This window comes from Polaribacter sp. KT25b, from assembly GCF_900105145.1.
Classification (GTDB): Bacteria; Bacteroidota; Bacteroidia; order Flavobacteriales; family Flavobacteriaceae; genus Polaribacter.
Genome location: NZ_LT629752.1, coordinates 2,791,781 through 2,818,734, shown reverse-complemented (window position 1 = coordinate 2,818,734; position 26,954 = coordinate 2,791,781). Strand labels below are relative to the sequence as shown.

Below are 26,954 nucleotides of genomic sequence, written 5' to 3'. Positions count from 1 at the left end.
TAATTAAATATTTTCTTATTAAAAAAAAAATCAATGAATTCTGTAAAAAGAGTAGTAAAAAACACTTTATTTTTGTATATCAAAATGTTGGTTACAATATGTATTGCCCTTTTTTCAACGAGATTAGTTCTGGAAGCTTTAGGAGTTGTAGATTATGGAGTATATAATTTAGTTGGTGGGGTTATAGCACTATTAGCATTCTTAAATTCAGCCATGACTGTGTCAACTCAGAGGTATTTGTCAGTAAATATAGGTACTGGAAATTCAAGTAAAATAAGTCAAGTTTTTAAAACTAGTATTAGGTTGCATTTAATTATTGGAATTTTTATAGTTATTTTGCTTGAATTAGTGGGACTTTTTATTTTTGATGGATTTTTGAATATACCTAGTGATAGGTTAGAGACTGCTAAGATAATTTATCACTTAATGGTTGTTAGTACTTTTTTTACTATTAACGCTGTTCCTTATGATGCTTCAATAAATGCCAATGAACATTTGGTTTTCGATTCAATCCTAGGTATTATTGAATCTTTTGTTAAATTAGTTATTGCTGTATATTTAATTACCTATGAAAAAGATAGGCTTCTTCTTTATGTTATACTTTTGACTTTATTAATTATTCTAGTGCGTGTAATTAAAAGTATATATTGTTTTATGAAATTCGAAGAATGCAGTTTTCGTGCTAGGGGAACCGGAGTTAGTCGGGTTCTTTTTAAGGAGATGTTTTCTTTTGCTAGATGGAATATGTTTGGATCTTTAGCTGCTATTGGAAGAAATCAAGGTATTGCTGTGATACTAAATATTTTCTTTGGTGCAGCAATTAATGCATCTTTTGCAATAGCAAATCAAGTTTCAGCTCAATTGAGTTCTTTTTCAGCTATGATGTTGAAAGCCGTAAACCCACAAATAATGAAAAAGGAAGGAGCTAATGCAAGAAGTTCCATGTTAAATTTAGCTATGACTTCAAGTAAAATAAGTTTTTTTCTACTTGCTTTTTTTGCTATTCCTTTATTGTTTTTGATGCCTGATGTTTTAAAATTATGGCTTAAGGATGTACCCGATGGTACTGTAATCTTTTGTAATTTAATATTAATTTCAACTATGATTAATCAATTGACTATTGGCCTTCAATCAGCTTTTCAAGCAGTTGGTAAAATTAAATTGTACCAATTTACTGTGGGCTCTTTGTTAATTTTAAATTTACCGATTAGTTATTTGTTATTAAACTATGGACTTCCTGCATATTCAGTTTTCTTTAGTTTTATTAGCATTGATATTTTGGCGGGTTGTTTTAGAGTGATTTTATCAATAAAAATATCTGGGTTATTAATTTCGGAATACCTACATAAAGTTCTAATACCTTCTTTAGTTTCTATTGTGCCAACAATTGCTTTAAGTTCGTTAGTTTTTTGTTTTATAGAAAAATCTTTTATTTTTTACATTTTAATATTTTTATCAATCATTATATTTATAGTTTCAATAATTATATTTGGATTAAATAAATATGAAAAATATAAAATAATTAGTTTATATAGTTCAATAATAAATAAAAAGTAGGAAATAGATGGAAGTTTGTAAAAGTGAAGTTAATGAACTTTTTGAAAAAGTTGTGGATAATGGGTTTTGTATTGGATGTGGTGCTTGTGCATTAGTAAATAATTCTCCTATTGAAATTAAGTTTGATGAGTTTTCAAAGCTTCAAGCAACTATAAAAGATGATGATAATTTAAATACAGAAAGTGCTGTACTTTCTGTCTGTCCTTTTTCTGATGAGAGTTCAAACGAAGATGAACTAGGAGAGAATTTATTTCGTAATGTCGAGAATATAAAGCATGATGAGAAAATAGGATACTATAAACAAAGTTATGCTGGGTATGCTTTAGATGAAGGTTTTAGAGAAAATGGTAGTTCAGGAGGGATGGGTACTTGGATTATCAGTGAGTTGTTTAAGAATAATATTGTTGATGGGGTAATTCATGTTCATGAAGTAGATTCTAATAAGACAAATGAAGATAATTCAAAGTTATTTAAATATAAAATATCTAGAACGATTAATGAAATTCAAAAAGGTTCAAAATCAAGATACTACCCTATTGAACTGTCTGAGGTATTAACCCTAGTTAAAGATACTCCAGGAAAATATGCTGTTGTAGGTCTGCCTTGTTTTATAAAGTCTATTCGCCTTTTAATGAAGCAAGACGAAATTTTAAAAAATAGGATAAAAATTTGCGTCGGTTTAGTCTGTGGTCATTTGAAGAGTGCTAATTTTGCTAAAATGTGGGGTTGGCAAGTAGGAATACATCCAGATAATTTAAAATCGGTTAATTTTCGACATAAATTAAATGGTGAAGGAGCAAACAATTATGCAATTTCTGCTACTCAAAATGTTAACGGCATTGACAAAGAATATATAAGTAAACCTCTAAAAGAAATGTATGGTAGTAATTGGGGATGGGGATTGTTTAAATATAAAGCATGTGACTTTTGTGATGATGTGGTTGCTGAGACCGCTGATGTAACAATTGGAGATGCTTGGTTGCCACAATATATTAATGATGACAAAGGTACAAATATTGTCATTGTAAGAAATGAATTGATTTATAAAATTATTGAGAATGGCATAAAAAATAATAATCTAAAATTAGATTTTTTAAGTTCTGGTGATGTAATAAAATCACAAAGTTCTGGCTTTAATCATAGACGAGAAGGATTATCTTATAGACTAGCTTTAGTTGATAAAACTAAACAATGGAGACCAATAAAAAGGAGTTTTACAAAGTTAAAATCGATAAGTAATAAGAGTAAAAAAATTCAAAAATTAAGAATAAAAATTTATGAAAAAAGTCATGTTTCTTTTGAAAAAGCAATAAGAAAAAATTCTTTTCTTTTTTTTAAAGATGAGTTAGATTTATTAATTACGAGGTATAATGAGCTTTATAAACCATCTTTTATTGAAAAACTCATCAAATTTGTTAAGATACCTTTTAGACCAATTATCAAGATAATAAAAAAAAATAGAATATGAAAATAGGGATATTAACTTTGCCAATCCATATTAATTATGGAGGAATATTACAAGCTTACGCTTTGATGCAGGTTTTAAAAAATATGGGTCATGACCCTATATTGATAGATGAGTATAAATCTTTCTATCTTCCAATTAAAAAGAGACCAAAAGAATACAGTAAAAGGTTTATTAAAAAATATTTATTGCAAAATAAAGATGTAAACGTTTTTCAAGAAAGGAATAGACGCCGCGAACTTTTAATTACTGGAAGGAACATTAAATATTTTAATGATATTTATTTACAACCCAAAATACCTGTTAAAAAGTTAAAAGAATTAAAAGATAAAGATTTTGATGCTTTTGTTGTTGGTAGCGATCAGATATGGAGATCAAAATATTATCCAAGAATAGAAGATGCTTTTTTTAATTTTGCAAAGAATTGGAATGTTAAGAGACTATCCTATGCACCATCTTTCGGAGCAGGTAGTTGGGAATATTCGGATGAACAGACCAAAAAATGTAAAAAATTATTAGGTAAATTTGATGCAATCTCTGTCAGAGAAGACATAGGTGTTGAACTTGTTAGTAAATTTTTAGATAATACTGCTACACATGTTTTAGATCCCACTATGCTGTTATCTAAATCAAACTATATTGAAATATTAAAACAAAGAAAATCTGAAGTTAAAGCAAAGGATATTTTTGTTTATGTTTTGGATCCTAATGAAATTACAGATAAAGTAATAGACAAACTGTCTGATAAATATGGGTATAAGCCTTTTTTTACAAGTACTGATAATCAAAAAGTTTCTATAGAAAATAGAAAAGCCTCTTCTGTTGAGGATTGGTTGAGAAGTTTTTATGAAGCTAAATATGTAGTTACAGATTCATTTCACGCAACAGCTTTTTCAATTATATTTAATAAACCATTTGTTTCTTATTGTAACAAAGAAAGGGGTGCTGCTCGCTTTAAATCTTTATTAAAAGAATTTAATTTGGAACATCGTATGGTTGTAGATAAAAAAGATTTAGACAATTCAGAATTACTTAATAAAGAGGTTGACTGGGATAGTGTAAATAATATTTTGGAGAAAAGGATATTTCAATGTAAAAAATTTATTGAAGAAGGTTTAAATGATGAATGATCCAATAATATCTGTAATAGTGCCTGTTTATAATGCTAAAAAGTATTTAGAATGTTGTTTGATTAGTATTATAAGACAAAGTATACATAATATTCAAATTATTATTATAAATGATGGTAGTACCGATGGTTCTGATGTTTTATGTGATAAATTTAAAAGTATAGATTCTCGCATAGAAGTAATTCATAAAAAAAATGAAGGAGTTGGTATTGCTCGAAAAATTGGGGTTGAGAATGCTACTGGTAAATATGTGGCTTTTGTCGATTCCGATGATTTTCTTGTAGACAATGCGTTTTCAATTCTTTTACAAAATAATAATAATTTCACAGATGTCATTATAGGAGATTATAATTTGATAGATGAAAAATTAAGTATAAAAAAAATTTCAAGATCTATTGATTCTAAAGAAGAATATATAAAAAAACTTTTAGAATGGGGTAGTATTGAAACGGTGCTTTGGGCTAAATTAATTAAAAGAGATTTGTTTGAAAAATCGACAATCAGCTTTAGTAATGGTTTAGATTTTGGTGAAGATTATGCTATAATGCCTAGGTTATTTTATTTTGCAGATAATATTGTTAAAATTGATAAAGCTGTTTATAATTATAGGAAAGGTGTGGAGGGTTCCTATACAAGTAGTTTAGATAATAAGAAAATTGAAGATTTGATTAAAGCAAACTTATTGGTGTCTAGTTTTTATGAGAAAGTTTCAAATTATAAATTTTATTATAAATCAATAGGTATTGGGAAATTAAACATAAGAAAGTATCTATGTTTAAGAGATAAAAAAAACTTTCAATTTAAAGGACTTCAAGAATTTTATCAATATTATCCTAAAGGTGATAGAGTATTCTTTAAATTGTTAGATTATGGTTTGATTAATCTCGCTGTTTTATATAAAAAAATTTATAGTAGAATTAAATAAAAAAATTAGAATGGTAACTTTATATAATTTGGCACGTTTATTAAAAAGATATAAGTTTAGCCTCCTTAGATTAAGTAAATTGAATAGAGTTAGATTTTTATATCCAAATGTAAATATAAGTTCTAATTGTATAATTTCGTTACAAGATTTAGATCAAATAAGCATCGGTAGTGGTTCATCAATTCACGATTATACTTATATTGTAGTTTGTAATGACCCCAATAATACGATTAGAAATTCAAAATTAGTTATAGGTGAAAATACTTATATTGGTGAGTTTAATAATATTAGGGCAGCTGGAGGAACCATTGAAATTGGTGATAATTGTAGTATTTCACAGCATATTACAATGGTAGCATCTAACCATGGGCATGATAAAGGAAAATTAATTAGAACACAAAAATGGATATTAAAAGAAAATTATATAATTATTGGTGATGACGTTTGGATTGGTGCTAATGTTGTTATATTACCAGGGGTAACTATTGGGGAGGGTGCAATTATAGCAGCATCTAGTGTCGTAACAAAAGATGTTAAAAAAAATTCTATTGTTGCAGGGAATCCAGCTAAGTTAATAAAATTCAGAAAATAGATGTTTTTAAAAAAAATACCTTTTTATCAATTTATAATTGCATTGAATAAATTTATATTTATGCGGTTTTATCTTTTGTTTAATTTATTTAAAATAAGAAGTTTTGGACCTTGTATGCGAGTCGGTAAACATCCTAGATTAAATAATAAATTATACCTAAGAATTGCTAGAAATAGTAGTGTGCAAATTGGTGATAATTTCGTTTTGTCTAGCGGTGATAATTTGAACCCTTTAAGTCGTAACTTAAGATCTTCTATTGCAACTTCTAATAATGCTAAAATTATTATAGGTAATAATGTGAAAGCTAGTTCTCCAAGTATTTGGAGTCACAAAGAAATAGTTATAGGGAATAATGTTCAATTAGGTGCTGATTGTATAATACTTGATAGTGATTGTCACTCTCTTGATTTTATGGATAGAAGGAATAGTTCAATTGATAATTTAAATAAATTATCAAAACCAATTATTATCATGGATGACGTTTTGATTGGAGCTAAAACAATCATTTTGAAAGGAGTAAAAATTGGTGCAAGATCTGTAATAGGTGCAGGTTCAGTTGTAGTTAAAGATATTCCTATGGATTGTATAGCCGCAGGAAATCCTTGTAAAGTAATTAAAAATATAAAAAAGGATTAATATAATGAATATAGTATTAGCTACCGACGATAATTTTGTGCAACATTGTTCTGTAACCATAGTTTCTGTTGCTAAAAATAATCCAAACGTTACATTTTATATTTTAACAGAAGGATTAAATTCAGAAAATCAAATTTTATTAAATAACCTTGGAGTAATTTTAAATATTATTAAAATAAATCGAAATGTTTTAAATAAATTTCCAATGCCTGATGATGATAAACTGAGTCATATTAGTTTAGCTACTTATTATAGATTGTTAATATCAAGTTTGTTGCCTATTGATGTCCATAAGATAATTTATTTAGATTGTGATATTGTTGTTAGAAAAAATATTTATGAATTATGGAATGAAGATATATCCAAATTTGCAATGGCTGCTGTTTTTCAAATTGCAAGAGAAAATATTGAATCAATTTCACGTTTGGGTTATTCGATAGAAAACGGTTACTTTAATGCAGGTGTTTTATTAATTAATTTAGACTATTGGAGGAATAATAATGTTGAAAGCCAATTGATTGATTTTATTTCAAATTATCATTCAAGGATTGTCTTTCATGATCAAGATACACTTAACGCTGTTTTACATTCAAAGGTAAAGGAGTTATCATGTAGGTGGAATATGTTATCTTCATATTTTAAACTTGATGTACATAAGATCATAAATATGAAAGTAAATGGAAATATGAAGAATATTTCATATAACTATTCAAAAGAAATATTATCAGAAATTTTAGATCCAACAATAATTCATTTTGTTTCTAGACCTAAGCCTTGGTCTAGAAAATGTTACCATCCATATATGTATGAATATTATGTGTATTTATCTAAAATTAAAAATAAATTATGTTTTCCAAATTCTTTTGATTATTTTATATCTCGTTTTATATATATCGCTATAAAATCTAGGGTATTTGTTTTATTGGTAAAAAAAAATAATGGATAAGAAATATCAAAACACAGTACTTTACCTGATTATTAATTTGCTTATAGCTTTGCCTATATTAAGTTTTACAGACTTAAATTATAATTATATTTCTGTAGTTTCAATTATTAATTTAATGTTATCTATTTTTTTTTAAGAATTTTAGATATAAAATATTTGTCTTTTGCTATAATTTTTATCGTTTTATCTACAGTTTTTCATTTTGGTGAGCCATTTATATACTTAATAGGTAAAGAAGATTTCATCAGTGTTAAAAACATAGAATTAGCTAGATATTCTATAGAAATTTATAACCAAGCCAATTTTTTCGCATTATTTATTCAGAGTTGTGTGGTTACTGGTTTTTTATTAAGTTCTAATAAAATAAGTTGTAGTTATAATGAATTCGTTCTATATGATCGTGAGAAAAAAGAGTTGAAATTTCTAATAGGTTTAGGGAAGATTTTATTAATATTAGGTCTATTTTCTTATTATTATTATTATTCAATTCAAATTCAATCCATTTTAAATGGTGGTGTTTATAGTGGGATTCGTGATCAAAATTATGGCCCAGAAATTGTTTTTAAACCTTTTTATCATCCAGGTCTTTTTATGTTGATAATAGGTTATAAGAAAAATTTAAGAATAGTCAAATCATTAATTGTATTCGGTATTGTAATAGAATTATTAACTATGTTGTCTGGTAATCGTTCAAGTCAGATTTTAACAATTATAGTATTGTTTTTTATTTATTACCGTATTATATCAAATCTCTCTAAGAAGAAAGTATTTATTTTTGCAGCGATATTGTTTGTTTTCTCTAATGTTCTTTATTTGATATCTTCAATTAGAAATTATGGAATTGTTAAAGAAAGTGAAAATATTTCCATTTCTACTTTATTAAATATCGATGGATTTATTTCTTTGCTTGCACAATTAGGTTCAAACTTAAATGTTGTTATACTATCAATTAGGGATGTGCCATTATACACTTCTTTTAATTATGGCTGGACCTATATTGTAAGTTTAGTGAGTTTTGTTCCAAATGTAGGTGGTATTTTAGGTGAAATGCCTAACCAATATGCTTTTTTAAATTATTTAAATACAGATTATCCTCTAGGGGGCTCTTATATAGCAGAGTTGTTTTTTAATTTTGGGTGGTTTTCTTTCCCTTTTGCAATATTAATTGGGTTCGTTTTAGGAAAATTTAACAATTTGATAGAGTATACAATCATAAATAGATTGTGGATATCTTTTTCATTATATATTTCAGTTTTATCTTCACTTCTTTGGTGGATTAGAGATTATTTTTCTAGTTGGATTCTGGTGTATGTATGGATATCTATTGCAATTTATTCATACAAAAAGTTAAAAGTAATTAATAAAAATATATAATGAATAAACCAGATATTTTAATTGTAACAGCAACTTTAGGTAATAGAAGTACTTTAAAGCGTACTATAAATTCAGTTTCTAATATTGGTAAAGATAGAACATACCATGTTATAATTGCGCCACCAGTGCATTGCTTTAGATTAAGAAATGAGTTTCCTAATGTAAATGTTATTGAAGAACCTGAAACATGCAAAGGGATATACTCTGCGTTAAATTATGGCTTAAAAAAATATGCTAAAGATTTCAAATATTTGACTTATATAAACGATGATGATTATTGGCTTGACAATTTTGTAAAACTTTTTGAAATAATGGATAGTAATCCTAATGTGGACGTTGCTTATGGGAAGACTTGTTATGTTGATGAAAATAATGAAGTAATTGGAGAGCAGACATCATCTTCCCGGTATAAAGCATTTAAACCATTACTTCTAAATAGAATAGTGCTTTTTACACAGCAAGCTACAATAATGAAAAGTGATTTATTTCTTAGAATAGGTGGGTATGATGAAAGTTATAAACTAATTGCAGACACTAATTTTTGGATAAAATCAATAGAGTCTAAAGCTGTTTTTTATTATGTAAATTCGATATGTGCTGCATACACTATACAGAGTGGACAACTTTCATCAGATGGAACTCTTCAAAATGAAGAACATGTTCGCCTGGGTTTAGCTTATAATTATAGATATTCTCTAATTCCTTTTTTCGAGAAATTAATTTTTAGAATAACAAACTTTAGAATATACGTTAGGCGTATTTTAAAATATAAAAAAATTTCAAGGATGGGAGGTTTTTTTCACAATAGCTAGAAGAGTTATAAAATTTGTATTAAGAATAAAAGTATATAAATTAGTAATTATGGATAACAAAAAAATAAAGAAAGTTTTACATATTGTTGGTTCATTAGATGAAAGTGCTGGTGGTCCTTCCAGAAGTGTACCGCAAACTTGTGAACAGGTCTCTAAATTAGGTTTGAAAATAGAACTAATTTCAAGACCAAGCGATAAACCTGTAAAAATAAATACATCAAAACTTTTTCAAGTAAACTTTTATTCTACTATAAATATTTTTGCATATTGCATGAAACTTTCAAAAAAAGAAATTTCACTAATTCATTTACAACATGTTTGGGATCCATATATTCATATAGTCGCTTTTTTTGCTCGATTAAAAGGGATTCCATATATAATTACACCTCGAGGCATGTTAGAACCATGGATTATGAAACAGCGTTCATGGAAAAAGAAGTTGGGCCTATTTTTATATCAAAAAAAGGATTTAAAAAAAGCAGCTGTCATACATGCTACTTGTAAATTAGAAGAAACAAATGTTAGAAATTTAGGCTTTACAAATCCAATTACCATTATTCCCAATGGGGTTGATATTTCTAAATTTCCAACAGAAGAACCGATTAAAACTGATCAACCAAGAAAAATTTTGTTTTTATCACGAATTCACCCTAAAAAAGGGATTGAGCTGTTAATAGAGGCTTGGTCACAATTAACATCAGATATTAGAAAAGATTGGGTACTTGAAATTGTAGGAAATGGGGATGCTAATTATATTAAAAGTTTACAAGAAAAAATAGCGAAACAACAATTAGAGCAGCAATTATTTATAAAAGAACCTGTTTTTGGAGAAAAAAAAATGACGTTGTTTAGAGAGTCTACCTTATTTGTATTGCCAACCTATAGTGAAAATTTTGGTATTGTAGTTGCCGAAGCATTGGCTAGCTTTACTCCAGTAATTACAACTACAGGTACGCCTTGGGAGGAGTTAAATACCCATAAATGTGGATGGTGGATAGATTTAAGTGTAGAAAACTTAAGAGTAACATTACAAGCAGCTATGCAAAAAAGTCCAGAAGAAATGCTATTAATGGGATTAAATGGAAGAAAGTTAGTTGAAGAAAATTACGATGTAAAGGTTGTTGCACAGAATATGTTAAAATTGTATCATAACATACTTGATAAATAAAGAAGAAATGTCTAAAAAAGTAGATTTATCGCAGTACAACCATAGCTTTAGTGTAAAAAATAAAATAGGCAGGTTACTTTGGAGTATTTGTTATATATTTTTATTTAAACCTTTTATTTCCCGTTTTTTTAGGTCTTGGAGAAATTTTGTTTTGAGAGTTTTTGGAGCCAAATTGCATAACAAAGCGAATATCTATGCTAGTGTAAAAATTTGGGCACCTTGGAATTTAGAAATGGGAGCTTATGCTACTTTAGGTCCTAACGTAGATTGTTACAACCAAGGAATGATTACTATTGGAGCCAATACAACTATTTCTCAAAAAGCCTATTTATGTGCCTCAACCCATGATTTTACAGATGTTAATAATAATTTGGTTTTAAAACCCATTGTTGTTGAAGAAGAATCATGGGTGGCTGCTGGTGCTTTTGTTGGGCCTGGTGTAACCATAAAACAAGGTGCTGTAGTTGGCGCAAGAGCTGGTGTTTTTAAAGATGTAGATGCATGGACAGTTGTTGGAGGTAATCCTGCCAAATTTATAAAGAAAAGAAATTTACAATAATGAAGTCATCAAATACCATATCAGCCATAATACTTACTTACAATGAAGAGCAGCACATTTCGCGTTGTATTGCTTCTTTAAAAAATACCGTTGATGAAATTTTTATCATAGATTCTTATAGTAAAGACAATACGGTTGCAATTGCTGAGAATTTAGGAGCAAAGGTTTATCAAAATGCTTGGGTTAATTATGCAACCCAATTTAATTGGGCATTAGAGCATTGTGATATCCAATCAGAATGGGTATGGCGAATAGATGCAGATGAATATTATGAGTCTAAAAAAAAGATCTATTTAAAAGAATCCTTAGCTAATTTAGAAAATGATGTTACAGGAGTCTATATAAAAAGAAAAATTATTTTTATGGGTAAGGAGTTGCTATATGGTGGTTGGTACCCTGTATGGCATTTAAAAATTTGGAGAAATGGTAAAGGCTTTTGTGAAAATAGATGGATGGATGAGCATATTAAGCTAACAGAGGGTACAACAAAACAGATTGACCTTGTTCAAGTTGATGAAAATTTAAATGATTTATCTTGGTGGACTGATAAACATAATGGATATGCTTCTAGAGAAATGGTAGATTTGTTAGATACACAATATCAAATATTTTCTACCAGTTCTGTAACGCCAAAATTATTTGGAACCGGAGAACAACGTAAAAGGTACTTAAAATTAAAATATTTAAAATTGCCTTTGTTTGTGAGGCCTTTTATGTATTTTTTCTATGTCTATGTCATAAAATTAGGTTTTTTAGATGGTAAGTCAGGTTTTGTTTGGTATATATTGCAAGCCTTTTGGTATCGCTTTTTAGTAGATGCTAAGATTTATGAATTAAAAAAGGAGTTTAATAATGATGAGAAGAAAATAATTGCGCATATAAAGGAAAAATATCAAACTAAATAACTATGAAGGTTTCAATTATAACGATAGTATATAATAATGCAGCATTTATCGAGAGTTGTATCAAATCAGTACTAAGCCAGTCGTATACAAACATAGAACATATCGTCATAGATGGCGGGTCTACTGATGGAACTCTTGATATTATAAAGCCTTTTATTCCTCAATTAGGCTATTTTCTTTCCGAAAAAGACAAGGGTTTGTACAATGCCTTGAATAAAGGGATTAAAGCAGCCACGGGTGATGTGATTGGTATTTTACATTCTGATGATTTATTTTATGAAACCACTACCGTTGAAAAAATAGCCAATTCTTTTAAAACCTCAAATACCGATTTGTTGTATGCCAACGGAATGTATGTAGAACGAGAAAATATCAAAAAAGTCAAAAGAATATATAAGTCAAAACCTTTTAAAAAAAAGTATTTAAATTTTGGTTGGATACCTTTGCACACCACTATTTATGTGAAAAAAGAAGTTTTCTCCACCTACGGTTTGTATGATGAATCCTACCATATTGCCAGTGACTATGAAATTTCTTTGCGATGGTTTCAAGAGGAAAGCATTAAAAAATACTTTTTAAAGGATTGGCTCGTAAAAATGCGCTTAGGAGGAAAAAGTACCACCCTGAAATTGCAAAAGAAAAAATCCTCGGAAGATTTGGATATTATTAAAAAAAAGCAGCTGTTAGGGGTGTTTACGCTCTTTTTTAAGATTTTACGAAAAGTAAAACAATATTTAATTACGAAAATAAAGAATTATTAAGGGCTTGTGAATTTAACTTCCAGTTTATGAGCATGAAGCATCGCAAATTTTGTGGATGTGAAAGTTCTCACTAGGCGTACAAGATAAAAAAATCTATTTATAAATTGCTAAAAAAAAAATATGATAAAAGTAAAGTCTAAATTTATACCCGTATTATTTTCCTTTGTGGATGTTTTACTACTATTCGGCTCTTTTTTGCTGGCAAAGTATATGGTGTTTCATGGTGAAATTCCGAATGTTCTTTTTTACAATAGCTTGGTTCTAGGATGGTCGGTTCTATGGGTAGCCATTTGTTTAAAATTTGATTTGTATGAAATTCCGAGAATTTTGTTTACCTATAAAATTTTAGCAAAAAATGTCTATGCCATTTTCACTTTTATTTTTTTAAGTGCAGGTTTTATTTTTTTTGTAACAGACTATAAGTTTTCAAGGCTTTTTTTTGGGTATTCCATGCTCTTTTTCAGTTTGTTTCTGTTGCTTTGGCGGTTTATTTCATTTTCTAAGGTAAAATCTTTTCGAAAAAAAGGCTACAATTCAAGGAGTATACTTTTAGTAGGGATGAATAAAAATATAATCTCCTTGCTGCATCAAATCTATTTAAACCCCAAGTATGGTTTTAAAATAGTAGGTTTATATACAGATGCCGAGGTAAGTACAGAGATTAAAAATTATTACAAAGGAAAATTGTCTGAAATCAATTCTTTTTTAGAAGCGAATACGGTGGATGAAATTATTATCTCGTTGCCTTATCACCAAAGTAAACTCATCAATGATTTATTTAGATATGCAGATAACCATATGATGCGTGTACGTGTGATTCCTGAATTTTCTGAGTATTTATCACAAACCTTCTCTATTGATTATATTCAAAATATCCCCATTATGAAATTGCGTAGTGAACCTTTAAATAGTTTTACGAATCGGATTTTAAAAAGAATGTTTGATGTCGTCTTTTCAAGTGTTATCGTTATTGTATTATTTTCTTGGTTATTTCCAATTATTGCACTCATTATTAAATTAACGAGCAAGGGACCTGTGTTTTTTGTGCAAGAAAGAACGGGTAAAGACGGTAAAGCCTTCAATTGCTTTAAATTTAGAAGTATGACGGTAAATGCGACTTCCGATGTGCAACAAGCTACAAAAAATGATACCAGAGTAACATCCTTTGGGGCTTTTATGCGGAAAACAAGCATTGATGAGCTACCCCAGATTTTTAACGTGCTTTTAAATAATATGTCGCTGGTAGGCCCAAGACCACACATGTTGAAACATACAGAAGAGTACCGGGTATTGGTAGATAAATTTATGGTGCGACACTTTGCCAAACCAGGAGTTACAGGGTGGGCGCAAATCAATGGCTTTCGAGGAGAAACCAAATACATTCGGGATATGGAAAATAGAGCTATTGCAGATATCTGGTATATTGAAAACTGGAGTTTCTTTTTGGATATAAAAATTGTGGTGAATACCGCTTGGTCGATGTTTTTTAAGAAAGATGAAAATGCCTTTTAGTTGTTTTGAAAGTAGTATTGTCACATCGAGTAGAGTTTTTTTTCGAAAGCTAAAGGTTTTTTGTCAAGATGTTATGGTGATTTTTAACTAATAATGGTTCTCGATACAAATTTCACTCATTATCATTCGTTAAATTCACTCGAACGGACAGCTTGGGTTGTTGTCACATCGAGTGAATTTATGACGTAGGAATAAATTTGTATCGAGATGATTGGTTACTTTACAGTCAAAAAATGTTCTCGATACAATTTTGATAAAAAATCAAAATTAATCGAACTGAGATTCGATATACTAACGCTTAAAGTAGATAAAATTAGCAAGTATTTTAAAATTTATGTTATTTTAGCAAAAAAAATAAGTATGAGTAAAAAAAGTAATAATATCCTTTTTGTTTTTGCCATTGTTTTGATTTCGTCATGTGTGTCTAAAAAAGACATTGTCTATTTTCAAAATGATGCAATAGATCAATCTAAAGTGTCTAACAGTTATAAAACCATCATCAAACCCGATGATGTATTGCAGATTACCATTACTGCCTTAGATACAGAAGCCGTAAGGCCTTTTAATTTGGCAGCGGTCAATTATGCTACAACTTCAAATACAGCAACTGGTACCCCTCAACTGCAGACCTATTTGGTAGATACCAAAGGAGAGATTGATTTTCCGGTGTTGGGGAAGTTAAAAATAGGAGGCTTAACCAGAGATGAGCTTATTGCATTTTTAAAACATAAATTAGCCCCAGATTATATTTTAAATCCAAATATCAATGTTCGGATTACCAATTACAAAGTGACGGTGTTAGGAGCTGTTCGTAATCCAGGTAGTTATACCATACCCAATGAACGGATCACCATCTTAGAAGCGCTTGGTTTGGCAGGCGATTTAAACATCTCTGCTTTACGAAATAACATTTTAGTGCAACGAGAAGAAAATGGTAAAAAAACACAATATCGAGTAGATTTGTTGTCTAAAAACATATTTACTTCACCAGTATACTATTTACAACAAAATGATGTGGTCTATGTAGAACAAAATTATGCCTCTATTCAATCGGCATCCTCCAATTCAAACACGAGCTTAATTATTTCTGTCACAAGTCTGCTTATTGGAATCATAACGCTAATCATAAGATAACAATGCAAGAAAATAACGAAAAAGAGTTTTCCAACCGATTAGAAACTTCTGAGACCTTAAATATTAGAGAAGAATTAGAAAAATATCTCACCCATTGGAAATGGTTTCTAATTGGAAGTATTTTGGCACTATCATTGGCTTTTATATATTTACGGTATACTACTCCTCAGTACAATGCTACTACTTCTATTATGATAAAGGATAATAATAAGTCAGGAGTTTCTGCAGAATTGGCTGCTTTTGAAGATCTAGGGATTATTGGTGGGGGGTCTGCTAACAATACGGACAATGAAATTGAAATTTTAAAATCGCGTAAAATTATCGGAAATGTAGTTGATTCTTTAAAATTAACAATTTCATATTTTAAAGAGGGTAGAGTGAAATTAAGTGAACTTTATGATCAAACACCTATTGAGATAAATATTATAAAAAAAAATAAAGATTTTAGAGATAAAGACACTATTTTTAAGCTTATTTTCAAAGATTCCAAAGATATAGAATTACAAGATTTAGAAGGTAATTTGATTTTAACAACGAAACTTGATGAATTGATAAATTCTGAAATTGGTCAGTTTAAATTGATGCCGTCGGAGTTATTTGATAAATACTCAAAAGAAGATTTAAGAGAATTAAACTTATTAATTAAACTTTCTAATAGAAACAATGTTATTGATACTTATAGAGGTAAAATAAGTATTAGCAGTGTGGATAAGAATTCTAGCGTTTTAATTATGAGTTTACAAGGAGCTTTAAAACCTAAGATTGAAGATATACTTGATGAATTAGTGATACAATATAATATAGATGCCATTAAAGATAAAAATATTGTTTCTACCAAAACCAAAGTGTTTATTGAAGATCGTTTATTAAGTGTAGGGAATGATTTGGCATTGATACAGGATAATGTAAAATCCTATAAAACAAAGTTTGGTATTACTGGGTTGTCTGCAGAAGGAGAACTTGCATTAGAGGCGGTTTCCATGAACAATCAACAAATAGTTACGCTTAAAAGTGAATTGAGTTTGGCGGATTGGATTCAAAAGAAATTAATCAAGCAATCTGAAGAGTATGATGTCTTACCTACCAATTTGGGCTTTACGGATGCTAGTATTTCTACAGCTATCATGAGTTATAATGAATTGGTGATGCAAAGAAATAAATTATTGGTCACTGCAGGAGAAAAGAACCCCCAATTGATTGAAATTCAAAGTCAAATTTCAACCCTCAATAAAAACTTATTAGCCAGTTTAGACAATTTAAAAAAGTCCTTAGAAATTCAGTTGCAGCAGTTAAATACAGAAGCATCAAAGGTTGGTGCAAAAACAGCAAGTATCCCTTTGATAGAGCGAGGAATGATTGATATTGAAAGACAGAAACAAATTTATGCAGAGTTGTATTCGTATTTGTTAAAGAAAAAAGAAGAAACCGCCATTTCATTGGCAGTTACCGTGCCTAATGCGAAAATTATAGATTATGCCTACAGTAATGGGGTGCCTGTTTCACCAAAAAAGAAAATAGTGTATTTAGCCGCATTAGTTATTGGCTTGCTAATTCCTTTTCTTTTTGTGTATGTAAAAAATGTTTTAGACACGAAGATTCATTCAAGAAAAGATATCGAGCAATTGACCAGCATCCCTTTTATTGGTGATGTGCCGCACTCTGAAACGGATGCTAAGGTAGTGATCGGTAATGATTCAAGGACGAGTACAGCAGAATCCTTTCGTTTAATTCGTACCAATCTTGATTTTATGTTGTCATCGAAAACGGATGGTTTAGGGCAAACTGTTTTTGTAACTTCTACCACCAGTGGAGAAGGGAAATCTTTTATTTCTATCAATTTAGCTGCCGCTTTGTCTTTATCTAATAAAAAGGTACTGTTAGTAGGATTAGATTTAAGAGCTCCTAAGGTTACCGAATATTTGGGTATCGCAGAAAGAAAAGGTATTACCAATTATATCACCAATGATAAGATATCTATAGATGAGATTAAGTTTTCCATTCCAGAAATTAAAGGCTTAGATATTTTATCATCTGGTGTGATTCCACCGAATCCGGCGGAGTTATTGTTAAGTGATAGAGTGAAAGATTTATTTGAGCAGGTTAAAAAAGATTATGATTATATCATTATCGATACAGCTCCTGTTAATTTAGTAACAGATACGCTATTGGTGGCGAAATATGCAGATATGTTTTTATATGTTACAAGAGCCAATTATTTAGATAAGCGTATGTTAAACATAGCGCAAACTCTATACAGAGAGCAGAAATTGCCAAACATGGCCATTGTGCTAAACGATACCGATATGACAAGAGGTTATGGTTATGGTTATGGTTATGGTTATGGTTATGGTTATGGTAACGCGTATGTAGAACGGGTTAAAAAACCGTGGTATAAAAGGATTTTAAGTTAAAATTATAGGAAAGGGAGCAAATTGCTTCCTTTTTTTATTTTAGAGATGTTTGTTAGAGTGATGTTGAGAATTTATTAATAGGAGATTCGGAAATTGCTGATAAAACTCATTTCGGAATGACATGCTAGACCTAAAAGTCATTTCGACAGAGCGAGGCACGAGCGACGAGAAATCTCATGATTTAGATTTACTTATAGTAAGTAGAGTTGCTAACAGTAAAGATTCCTCAATCGCTAAAAAAAAAGCTCATTTCGGAATGACATGCGTGATCTAATTGTCATTTCGACAGAGGGAGGAGCGAGTGATGAGAAATCTTATGAATTGTAGTTGTTTGTAAGAAGTATTGTAGTTAACAAAGAAGATTCCTCAATCGCTGAAAAGCTCATTTCGGAATGACATGCGTGATCTAATTGTCATTTCGACAGAGGGAGGAACGAGTGATGAGAAATCTCATAATTTTGAGTCGCTATTAATGGGATTCCTCAATCGCTTAAAAAAGCTCATTTCGGAATGACAGACTAACTTTATTTTATAAACCCAAATGTCATTTCGACAGAGGGAAGAATGATCGCCGAGAAATCTTATGAATTAGAGTTATTTATAAAAAGTATTGTAGTTAACAAAGAAGATTCCTCAATCGCCTTAAAAGGCTCATTTCGGAATGCTGTTTTACTTTATAATTAATTCTAAAGGTCATTCGATAAAATGAAGTAAAAGGGACAATAAACCATAAATATTTAAACTAAAATTATTATTTTTAATAATGTTTAAAAAATATATTGTCTATATAATTACAAATAAAAACAAAACGGTACTTTACGTTGGAGTAACAAATGACATTCAAAGAAGACTTTCTCAACATTATTTCGATAGTAGAAATGCTAAAAAATCATTCGCAGGCAAGTACAATTGTTACTATTTATTATATTATGAAGTATTTGAAGACGTTAATGCTGCTATTTTAAGGGAAAAAGAATTAAAAGGCTGGAGAAGAGAGAAGAAAAGAATACTAATCACGAATTTTAATCCAGATTGGGAGTTTCTGAATCATGATGTTTTTTGAGGTATGCACCTATTATTATTTAATAACGAATGTCATTTCGACAGAGCGAGGTACGAACGACGAGAAATCTCATAAATTAGAGTTGTTTGTAAGAAGTATTGTAGTTAACAAAGAAGATTCCTCATTCGCTGAAAAAGCTCATTTCGGAATGACATGTGAGACTCAATTGTCATTTCGACAGAGCGAGGTACGAACGACGAGAAATCTTATAAATTAGAGTTGTTTGTAAGAAGTATTGTAGTTAACAAAGAAGATTCCTCAATCGCTGAAAAAGCTCATTTCGGAATGACATGTGAGACTTAATTGTCATTTCGACAGAGCGAGGAACGAGTGATGAGAAATCTTATGAATTGTAGTTGCTTGTAAGAAGTATTGTAGTTAACAAAGAAGATTCCTCAATCGCTGAAAAGCTCATTTCGGAATGACAGGCGTTACCCAAAAGTCATTTCGACAGAGCGAGGTACGAACGACGAGAAATCTCATAAATTAGAGTTGTTTGTAAGAAGTATTGTAGTTAACAAAGAAGATTCCTCAATCGCTGAAAAAGCTCATTTCGGAATGACATGTGTTACTTATAATGAGATTCGGGAATCTCTTAAAAAAAAAATCATTTTGGAATGATAGTGGGAACTTTCAGAAGTAAACAAGTGTTTATTTGCTTACATATGTTGCCAGAAATAAGACGTTGGTTAGCACTAAATTGTCGATTTGAAGCCTAACAGTTTTTTGTAAAAATTGATTTTAGCTAATTCTTTGAGTACAAAATTCTTGTATTCAGGATCATAAAATGCCATTTTTAGGATGAACATCTTTTCTCTATATTTTATTAGATAGTCGATAATATCAGATTTGATTTTTACTTTTTTTGAGTTGCCTAATCGTGATATATAGTTTCTTTTATAATTTTCCAAACCTTTTGTTTTCTCTATTTTTATAGTTTCAGAACAATTTAAAACCATTTGGATACATCCTAAGACACTATTAAATTTTTTAAATATAGCTTTATTTTTTATATCAATTTGTGATTCTTCAATTTTAGAAATTAAAAAAACATCGTACATTGTTCTTAATGAAATATTTTGAGAATAATATAAATGATCATTTATGATTTTTGGGAGTATTGCATTTAATAGTTTATTTTTAGTAGATAAAAAGTGGGTTTCCTGCTTTTTAATTAGATCCTTTTTCAGGATGTTATTATCTAAAAGATAATCATAAGGCTTTTTAAGAATTTTATTGTGCACTTCAACGGCTCCAATTTTTTCAGGATTTACCAAAGCAGGGTAATGCCAATGGAAGGTTCTGTAATTGTCACTCTCTTTTATGATTTTGTAATTATTTTTATCTAATGTAGAGATTGTTTTTAGGTATTCATCCCTTGAAACAATAAAGTCAATATCACCCACCATGCGTTCTCCAATATCTTCATACAAGCCTTCTAGTAAATTACCTGTACCTTTTAGAAAAATAGGGGTGATGTTGTTGGCTAAGAGCAGCTCGTTAATTTCTTTGGCTTGGTCTATGATTTTTTGGTTACGAGCTCTGTTTAAGTCCGTAATATGCACCATATAATTGACCAAATCTTCGGGGAGATAGTGTAAAAAGTGGGCGCGTTTTAAATTACAATATAAAGCAGGAAATACAAAATGACCAGTACTTACTTTGACAATAGCATCCCAATCAACCGGGTTTTCTTTCAATTGTTTTTCAATAGCATCTTTATTTTCTTTGCTATGATTAATAGTTAGACTTTGGCCTATAAAAAATAGCGTTTCTTTATATGTCATCTTTATGTTCTTTATTTTGTCTGCTTTCCAAATCGCTGAACGGTGCTTTTCATGATGTGCGCTAGTTGTTTCAAATTCTTGGGAGTCCCAATTTTCCGCAATAATTCTAAATGCATTTGATGATGTGTATCTGTGCCCACAAAATCATATAGGTTTTCTTTTAATAGCTTTTCAGCCGTTTTTTGAACTCCTTTTCCATATTGCTCAGTTAATGACAATAAGTTCAATTGAAACAAGCATCCTGCAGTTTTTAATTTTTGATAAACTTTAAAGTCGTTATGATAGGATATATATCGTTCTGGATGCGCTAAAACAGGCTTGTACCCTTTTAATTGCAATTGAAATAATATATCAAATAAGTTTAAAGGCGGACTAAAATAAGACATTTCTACCAAAACTAAATTATCTTTTAATGTGAGGATTTCATCCTTTTCTAATAGTATAGAAAACTGCTCATCCATCATGTATTCTGCTGCAGCATCAATGGTGATATCGGTAATATTTCTTTTTACGAGTTCTTCTCTAACTTCTTGAAGCTTTCCCTTTATGATTTCAGGTGTATTTGGATACATTTCACCTAAAATATGCGGAGTGGTAATGAAATTTTTAATCCCGTATGAAGCCATTTTCTGAATTAACGCAATAGAATCTTCTAAGTCTTTTGCACCATCGTCAATGCCAGGGAGTAAATGAGAATGAATATCTACGAATCCGTTAGGAAAAAAATCACTTAACGGAATTTCTTTTTTCTTAAAAAAAAACATTTCTAATAATTTGATGCTAATTTACAATATTCCCATTGATAATAAGTATTGAGGTAGTGAGTTTTTGAATTATGCTGTTTTTAGAGTTTACAGTTTAAAAGTGATTGCGAAAGCTTGTTGCGATAAAAGAAGCAAACTCGATTGAAGCAATCTATTCATTTGGAAGTCCTAAATATTTAGATTCCTCAATCGCCAAAAAAAGACTCATTTCGGAATGATATTGTAACAAGTTAAAGACCTTGCTGTCATTTCGACAAAGCGAAGATATGAGCGCCGAGAAATCTCATCATTTGTATTAACTAATTATGAGATTTCTCACACCATATAAATTTCCTTCCTATTTTACCTTTTCTTTTCCATTGCTGAAAAGAAACAAAAATCTAGACTTATTTTATTTTTCTCGAATTCTACAAGATATTCCACTATCGTGTCCAGACCGTTCCACTCTTTGGACACTTAGCCTTTCCATATCTTTTGAATTACTACGAAAAATAAAAGTATGTCGGTTTAAGATTGTGATTTTTAAATGTAATCCGTCATTGCGAAAGAGGTACGATTAAAGCAATTTGTTATATACCTTGCTGTCATTTCGACAAAGCGAAGATATGAGCGCCGAGAAATCTCATAGTTTAGAAGTACCTAACATTAAGATTCCTTCATCGCTAAAAAAGCTCATTTCGGAATGATAAATTAAGGAGCGTTACTATAATCAGAACCTGTATTCAGACGAATTAAATAAAAGTATTTTATTTATTAAAAAGTTCGTGTATTTTAGTGAGATTGCTTCGTGCCTGGCAATGACGTGTTCTGAAGCTAAGAACGCCGAGAAATCTCATGATGCTTTTCGACCTTAGAAGACTTTTTTGACGAAATTATCTTTAAGAATATGTATACTTAACCATAAAATTGCTTCGTACCTCGCAAGGACGTTAATTTTGGATGTTTTTTGTAAAACCACTTTTCATTCTACCGATAATGATCTGCGGTTATTTGCGAAATCAGCTGGAAAATAATCATACCGGTATGTGTTATTTTTAAAACGAAAACGATTGAAGTTTCTTAAACTATTGTATAAGACTTTAACTTGTAATATATTTGAGTAAAATAAGAGAATTATGATTTTAATTGCAGACGGTGGCTCTACAAAAGCAGATTGGATAGCTATCAATAAAGATAAAAATGAAGCATTTAGGGTAAGAACATTGGGTTTAAATCCTGAAGTAATTTCAGAGGTTGAGTTGAAAAACAGGATTATAAACATGTTTCAATTGATTAAAATAAAAAAAGAAGTTACAGAAATCTTTTTTTATGGCGCTGGATGTGGAACTCCTGTAGCAACAAAAATTTTAAAAGATGTTTTAGAATCTATTTTTATCAATGCTAAAGTGGTAGTTGCAGAAGATATGCTCGCAGCCGTTTATGCCGTTGCTGGTAATAAACCGGCAATAGTTTGTATTTTAGGTACGGGCTCTAATAGTTGTTATTTTGACGGAGAAAATATTCATATGAAAACGCCTTCTTTAGGATATGTTATTATGGATGAAGCAAGTGGTAATTATTTTGGAAAAAGATTGTTAAGAGCTTATTATTATGACAGAATGCCTAAAAAAATTGCAGAAAAATTTGAGAGTCAATTTAATATGGAGGCAGATTTTGTGAAGAAAAACTTGTACAGAGAACAAAATCCGAATATGTATTTAGCAAACTTTGCGCAATTTATGTTTGAATTTAAAGAAGATAAATACATTAAAAAAATTATTAAGAAAGGTTTTCAGGAATTCTTTAAATATAGAGTTTTACCTTTTGAAAAAGGAGACGAAACACCTTTGTACTTTATAGGTTCAATCGCTTTCTATTTTAGAGATATTTTAGAAGAAGTTGCCGAAAAATATGATTTAAAAATTACAGATGTAATTCAAAGACCTATTGATAATTTATTAGAATATCATAAAAATTTGATTGAATAGGAATCGAAATTCGTTGTTCGTTTATCGGTTTTCGAAAATCGAAGGACGAAAGTCGGTCAACCAACAACGGCCAACGAAAGACGATTACAGTAAATCTAAAATTCTTTCTAAACGCATTCCTCTAGAGCCTTTAATTAAAATTGATTGGTTTTCTAGAGGATTTTTTTTGATGAAAGCTTCTAAATCTTGATATGTTTTAAATTGAGTCTTATCTGTTTTTGTTTGATAGAAATTCTCTCCAACAAAATAAGTTTCTTTAAAATTAAGCGAAGTTACCAAATTAACAATTGCTTGATGTTCTTGTAAGCTTTCTTTTCCCAATTCAAACATATCACCTAAAATAATAGCTTTTGATGTTGTTTTTATTGCTTCAAAATTTTCAATTGCAACTTTCATGCTTGATGGATTTGCATTATAAGCATCTAAAATAATAGTGTTTGTTTTTGATTTTATTATTTGAGAGCGATTATTTGTTGGAGTATAATATGCTATTGCCTCTTTAATAGCATTCTCTGAAACTTTAAAATAATCGCCAATTGTAATTGCTGCAGCAATATTTGTGTAATTATATTTCCCGATTAAATTACTTTGAATTTGTATACTTTTATACCTAAGTTTTACAAACGGATTTACTTCTAAAAACTGAAGTTCATCAGTATTTATTAAAACGGCTTTAATTTCCTTTGTTTTTTCAACTTGAATAGCGTCTTCTGTATTTACAAAGGCAGTTTTATTATTTTTTTGTAAGTACGTATATAGTTCACTTTTTCCATTAATAACACCTTCTAAGCTTCCAAAACCTTCTAAATGTGCTTTTCCGAAATTGGTGATATAACCAAAATCTGGTTCGCAAATAGTGCATAGAAATTCAATTTCTTTTTGATGATTTGCACCCATTTCTACAATTCCTAGTTCTGTTTTATCAGTCATAGAAAGTAGTGTGAGCGGTACACCAATATGATTATTTAAGTTTCCTTTAGTGGCTGTAACATTAAGTTTTTTACTTAAAACAACGTTTATCAATTCTTTGGTTGTCGTTTTACCATTGCTACCTGTTAAACCAATAACAGGAATGTGTAATTGTTTTCTATGAAAATTAGCTAGTTCTTGTAGCGTCTTTAAAACATCCGTAACCAAAATGATATTTTCGCATGTTTTATAAGCAGGTTCATCTACAACGGCATAACTTGCGCCAAGTTTTAAAGCTTGTTCGGCAAATGTGTTTCCATTAAAATTCTCGCCCTTTAACGCAAAGAAAATGGTGTTTTTTCTGATGTTTCTAGTGTCTGTATCTACCAGAAAATGTTGACGATATATATTGTATAGATTGGCTATTTTCATTTTTTAAATATACTTAAAAGCGCTAATTCTTGTAAGAATTTTGTAAATTTATTTTTTGCCTTGTTAGGGCAATAATTTTAAAAACGTAGTAAAGTTAAAGTTGTAAAATTTAGCATAACGAAAAGGTGTTAGAAATACTAAAAATTATTTAATCAATAGCCAAGGGTTTAATTCGCCAAGGCTTGCCTTGAAATCTAAGATGTTTGTTACGGAAGCATACCTCTTACCCGTGAGGCGAGGTCGTTGATTTACTTGTTTTTTAGCGTATAAAAAAACCTCATTATCTTTCAAATAATGAGGTATTTTTTTTATTGTTAATGTCTTATCTGCTAGGGTTTCTAGCTTTTCTTTTTCCTGTAGACATTGGTCCAACTTTATCAGATACACATCTAAAACCAATAAAGCTTGTTGCCATGTATTCTGGTAAATATCTTCTTTGCGCAGGATCTAACCAATATTCTCTATCAGACCAAGCACCACCTTTATACACTCTACTATTATCACTAATTAACGTAGTTCTCATTTTGTCATCATTTGTAAAAGTTGTTTTTCCATTGGCATCTGTTACAATTGTTGGACTTTTAGGTGAGTTGTACATATTTGGTTTCGATTTAAATTCATCTTCATCATCTTCGTAAAAACGTGAAGAGTTTAAATCGCCATCATCAATATTTGCATTGTTAGAAACAGAAAAGTTTCTTCTTAATGTAGCATCGTCTTTAGTAATTGGAATGTATTTAATAGTTCCTGGTAATTGCTTAGGAATAATTTTACCATTTGGCAATGTGTCGAATTCTACTTCAGCGCTTTCATCATTAGCAGCAATAACAACATTACCATTTTCATCAATCATTTTTTTGGTAAATATATTTCCTCTAAAATAATTAAAGTCGTTAGCTTCATTGTCAATTATAGGTCTATACACATCTGCAACCCATTCTGCTACATTTCCAGACATATCATACAATCCAAATCCGTTTGGAGGATATGATTTTATTTTGTTAGGAATATCAGCTCCATCAGAACTCCAACCTGGTAAACCACTATATTGTCCGTTACCTTGTTTAAAGTTTGCTAATTGATCTCCTCTATCTCTTTTTCCTTTTTCTCTAGTATATTTACCATTCCAAGCATATTTTTTTCTACCTCTAATATTGTTATATTCTCGGTTTTCTATATTTGCTTTCGCTGCAAATTCCCATTCAGCTTCTGTTGGTAATCTAAAACGTTGTGTTAAAATACCATCTGCTTGGGTAATTTTTCTACCTTGAAAAGAACCTCTCGTACGTTTTGGGTCTCCTTTTTTTCTTAAAGTTCTACCTACCCCTTTTTTATAAACGGTAGAATCACCATTAAATAATTGAGTAGCATCTGTTAAGAAAACATCTGTATCAAAAAAGTTGCTAATAGAATCTTGTTCAAAAATATTTTTAATATGACCTTTATCTATTAAGTTTTTTAGGTTTACAGCATTTGTACGCCATTTACAATATTCGTTTGCTTGCAACCAGCTAACACCAACCACAGGATAATCTGAATACGCAGGATGGCGAAAATAGTTTTCAGATAAAATATCTGTATTTCCTAAACTTTTTCTCCAAACTAACGTGTCTGGTAAAATAGCATTATAAATATGTTTGTAATTTTCTTCGGATGGAGGAAAAACATTCTTCATATATTGTACATATAAAAAATATTCAGAGTTGGTGACTTCTGCTTCATCCATATAAAAAGAACGTACATGTAGTTTTCTTGGTGTTGTATTCCAATCGAACATTACATCGTCTTGTACTTGCCCCATAGTAAAAGTACCGCCTTCTACTGCAACCATACCTAATGGTGGTTTTTGGCCAGCATCTTCGTTACCTTTAATAAAGTTACCGTTTTTTGGATCGTTAAAAGATAAACCAGTTAACCTAGATTTATTAGCATTCGATCTATTACAGTTAGTTAACAGTACTGTTGTTAGAACAACTAATGTTATTTTAAAAATGTTTTTCATTTCCTAATTTAATATTAATAGGGTGTTTTATAGTGATGCAATTTACAATAAATATAATTTCTAACAAGTAAAATGTAAAAATTAACGAATCATTTTTATGCTTATTCTTAATAAACGATTGCTTTTTTACTTTAGTATAATTT

General features: G+C 29.8%; 22 protein-coding genes. 18 read left to right on the top strand and 4 right to left on the bottom strand.

Annotated elements, in window-relative coordinates; genetic code table 11:
• Window positions 1-33 precede the first annotated feature (33 nt).
• The 17 genes from BLT70_RS12105 (at window position 34) to BLT70_RS12025 (ending at window position 18,950) form a co-directional block, all read left to right on the top strand.
• Window positions 34-1,557, top strand: a complete 1,524-nt coding sequence (locus BLT70_RS12105; RefSeq protein WP_091894760.1) for a lipopolysaccharide biosynthesis protein — start codon at window positions 34-36, stop codon at window positions 1,555-1,557.
• 7 nt (window positions 1,558-1,564) lie between these two features.
• Window positions 1,565-3,025 (top strand): Coenzyme F420 hydrogenase/dehydrogenase, beta subunit C-terminal domain, encoded by a 1,461-nt coding sequence (locus BLT70_RS12100; RefSeq protein ID WP_091894759.1) that lies wholly within the window; start codon window positions 1,565-1,567, stop codon window positions 3,023-3,025.
• Entirely contained in the window at window positions 3,022-4,152 is a 1,131-nt protein-coding gene (locus tag BLT70_RS12095) for a polysaccharide pyruvyl transferase family protein (RefSeq protein WP_091894757.1), read from the top strand. The genes BLT70_RS12100 and BLT70_RS12095 overlap by 4 nt, the downstream gene beginning before the upstream one ends.
• Window positions 4,145-5,077, top strand: coding sequence for a glycosyltransferase (locus BLT70_RS12090; protein WP_157691903.1), 933 nt, complete (start codon window positions 4,145-4,147; stop codon window positions 5,075-5,077). Before BLT70_RS12095 ends, BLT70_RS12090 begins: the two co-directional genes overlap by 8 nt.
• A gap of 79 nt (window positions 5,078-5,156) precedes the next feature.
• The gene (locus BLT70_RS17425; RefSeq protein ID WP_231962700.1) at window positions 5,157-5,669 is read left to right on the top strand and encodes a DapH/DapD/GlmU-related protein; all 513 of its coding nucleotides are present in this window, start codon (window positions 5,157-5,159) and stop codon (window positions 5,667-5,669) included.
• Entirely contained in the window at window positions 5,670-6,305 is a 636-nt protein-coding gene (locus BLT70_RS12080; protein WP_091894753.1) for a DapH/DapD/GlmU-related protein, read from the top strand.
• Window positions 6,306-6,309: 4 nt separating this feature from the next.
• A complete protein-coding gene (locus tag BLT70_RS12075; protein ID WP_091894752.1) occupies window positions 6,310-7,251 on the top strand; it encodes a glycosyltransferase family 8 protein in 942 nt (313 codons plus the stop codon).
• Window positions 7,252-7,371: 120 nt separating this feature from the next.
• A complete protein-coding gene (locus BLT70_RS12070; RefSeq protein WP_091894750.1) occupies window positions 7,372-8,625 on the top strand; it encodes an O-antigen polymerase in 1,254 nt (417 codons plus the stop codon).
• Entirely contained in the window at window positions 8,625-9,437 is an 813-nt protein-coding gene (locus BLT70_RS12065) for a glycosyltransferase (protein WP_091894748.1), read from the top strand. The genes BLT70_RS12070 and BLT70_RS12065 overlap by 1 nt, the downstream gene beginning before the upstream one ends.
• 49 nt (window positions 9,438-9,486) lie before the next feature.
• Window positions 9,487-10,605, top strand: coding sequence for a glycosyltransferase (locus BLT70_RS12060; protein ID WP_091894747.1), 1,119 nt, complete (start codon window positions 9,487-9,489; stop codon window positions 10,603-10,605).
• A gap of 172 nt (window positions 10,606-10,777) precedes the next feature.
• Window positions 10,778-11,164 (top strand): putative colanic acid biosynthesis acetyltransferase, encoded by a 387-nt coding sequence (locus BLT70_RS12055; protein ID WP_231962697.1) that lies wholly within the window; start codon window positions 10,778-10,780, stop codon window positions 11,162-11,164.
• A complete protein-coding gene (locus BLT70_RS12050) occupies window positions 11,164-12,069 on the top strand; it encodes a glycosyltransferase family 2 protein (protein WP_091894745.1) in 906 nt (301 codons plus the stop codon). The genes BLT70_RS12055 and BLT70_RS12050 overlap by 1 nt, the downstream gene beginning before the upstream one ends.
• 2 nt (window positions 12,070-12,071) lie before the next feature.
• Window positions 12,072-12,830, top strand: a complete 759-nt coding sequence (locus BLT70_RS12045) for a glycosyltransferase family 2 protein (RefSeq protein ID WP_091894743.1) — start codon at window positions 12,072-12,074, stop codon at window positions 12,828-12,830.
• 120 nt (window positions 12,831-12,950) lie between these two features.
• Window positions 12,951-14,342, top strand: a complete 1,392-nt coding sequence (locus BLT70_RS12040; RefSeq protein WP_091894741.1) for an undecaprenyl-phosphate glucose phosphotransferase — start codon at window positions 12,951-12,953, stop codon at window positions 14,340-14,342.
• A 207-nt stretch (window positions 14,343-14,549) separates the two neighbouring features.
• Window positions 14,550-15,476, top strand: coding sequence for a polysaccharide biosynthesis/export family protein (locus BLT70_RS12035; protein ID WP_231962694.1), 927 nt, complete (start codon window positions 14,550-14,552; stop codon window positions 15,474-15,476).
• 2 nt (window positions 15,477-15,478) lie between these two features.
• Entirely contained in the window at window positions 15,479-17,887 is a 2,409-nt protein-coding gene (locus tag BLT70_RS12030) for a polysaccharide biosynthesis tyrosine autokinase (RefSeq protein ID WP_091894739.1), read from the top strand.
• Window positions 17,888-18,650: 763 nt separating this feature from the next.
• Window positions 18,651-18,950 (top strand): GIY-YIG nuclease family protein, encoded by a 300-nt coding sequence (locus tag BLT70_RS12025; protein ID WP_091894737.1) that lies wholly within the window; start codon window positions 18,651-18,653, stop codon window positions 18,948-18,950.
• 695 nt (window positions 18,951-19,645) lie between these two features.
• Here BLT70_RS12025 and BLT70_RS12015 read toward each other — a convergent pair.
• Both BLT70_RS12015 and BLT70_RS12010 read right to left on the bottom strand, forming a co-directional pair.
• The gene (locus BLT70_RS12015) at window positions 19,646-20,737 is read right to left on the bottom strand and encodes a nucleotidyltransferase family protein (RefSeq protein WP_091894733.1); all 1,092 of its coding nucleotides are present in this window, start codon (window positions 20,735-20,737) and stop codon (window positions 19,646-19,648) included.
• Between the two features lie 11 nt (window positions 20,738-20,748).
• Window positions 20,749-21,501: a tyrosine-protein phosphatase gene (locus BLT70_RS12010; protein WP_091894731.1), complete on the bottom strand. Its 753-nt coding sequence runs from the start codon at window positions 21,499-21,501 to the stop codon at window positions 20,749-20,751.
• 1,115 nt (window positions 21,502-22,616) lie between these two features.
• On the opposite strand from BLT70_RS12010, the gene BLT70_RS12005 reads away from it, so the two are divergent.
• A complete protein-coding gene (locus BLT70_RS12005) occupies window positions 22,617-23,468 on the top strand; it encodes an N-acetylglucosamine kinase (protein WP_091894729.1) in 852 nt (283 codons plus the stop codon).
• Window positions 23,469-23,552: 84 nt separating this feature from the next.
• On the opposite strand, the gene murF is transcribed toward BLT70_RS12005, so the two are convergent.
• Both murF and gldJ read right to left on the bottom strand, forming a co-directional pair.
• Entirely contained in the window at window positions 23,553-24,809 is a 1,257-nt protein-coding gene (murF, locus tag BLT70_RS12000; protein WP_091894728.1) for a UDP-N-acetylmuramoyl-tripeptide--D-alanyl-D-alanine ligase, read from the bottom strand.
• 322 nt (window positions 24,810-25,131) lie between these two features.
• Window positions 25,132-26,811 carry a gliding motility lipoprotein GldJ gene (gldJ, locus tag BLT70_RS11995; RefSeq protein WP_091894726.1) on the bottom strand — a complete coding sequence of 560 codons (1,680 nt, stop codon included), beginning with the start codon at window positions 26,809-26,811 and terminating at the stop codon, window positions 25,132-25,134.
• Window positions 26,812-26,954: the final 143 nt, after the last annotated feature.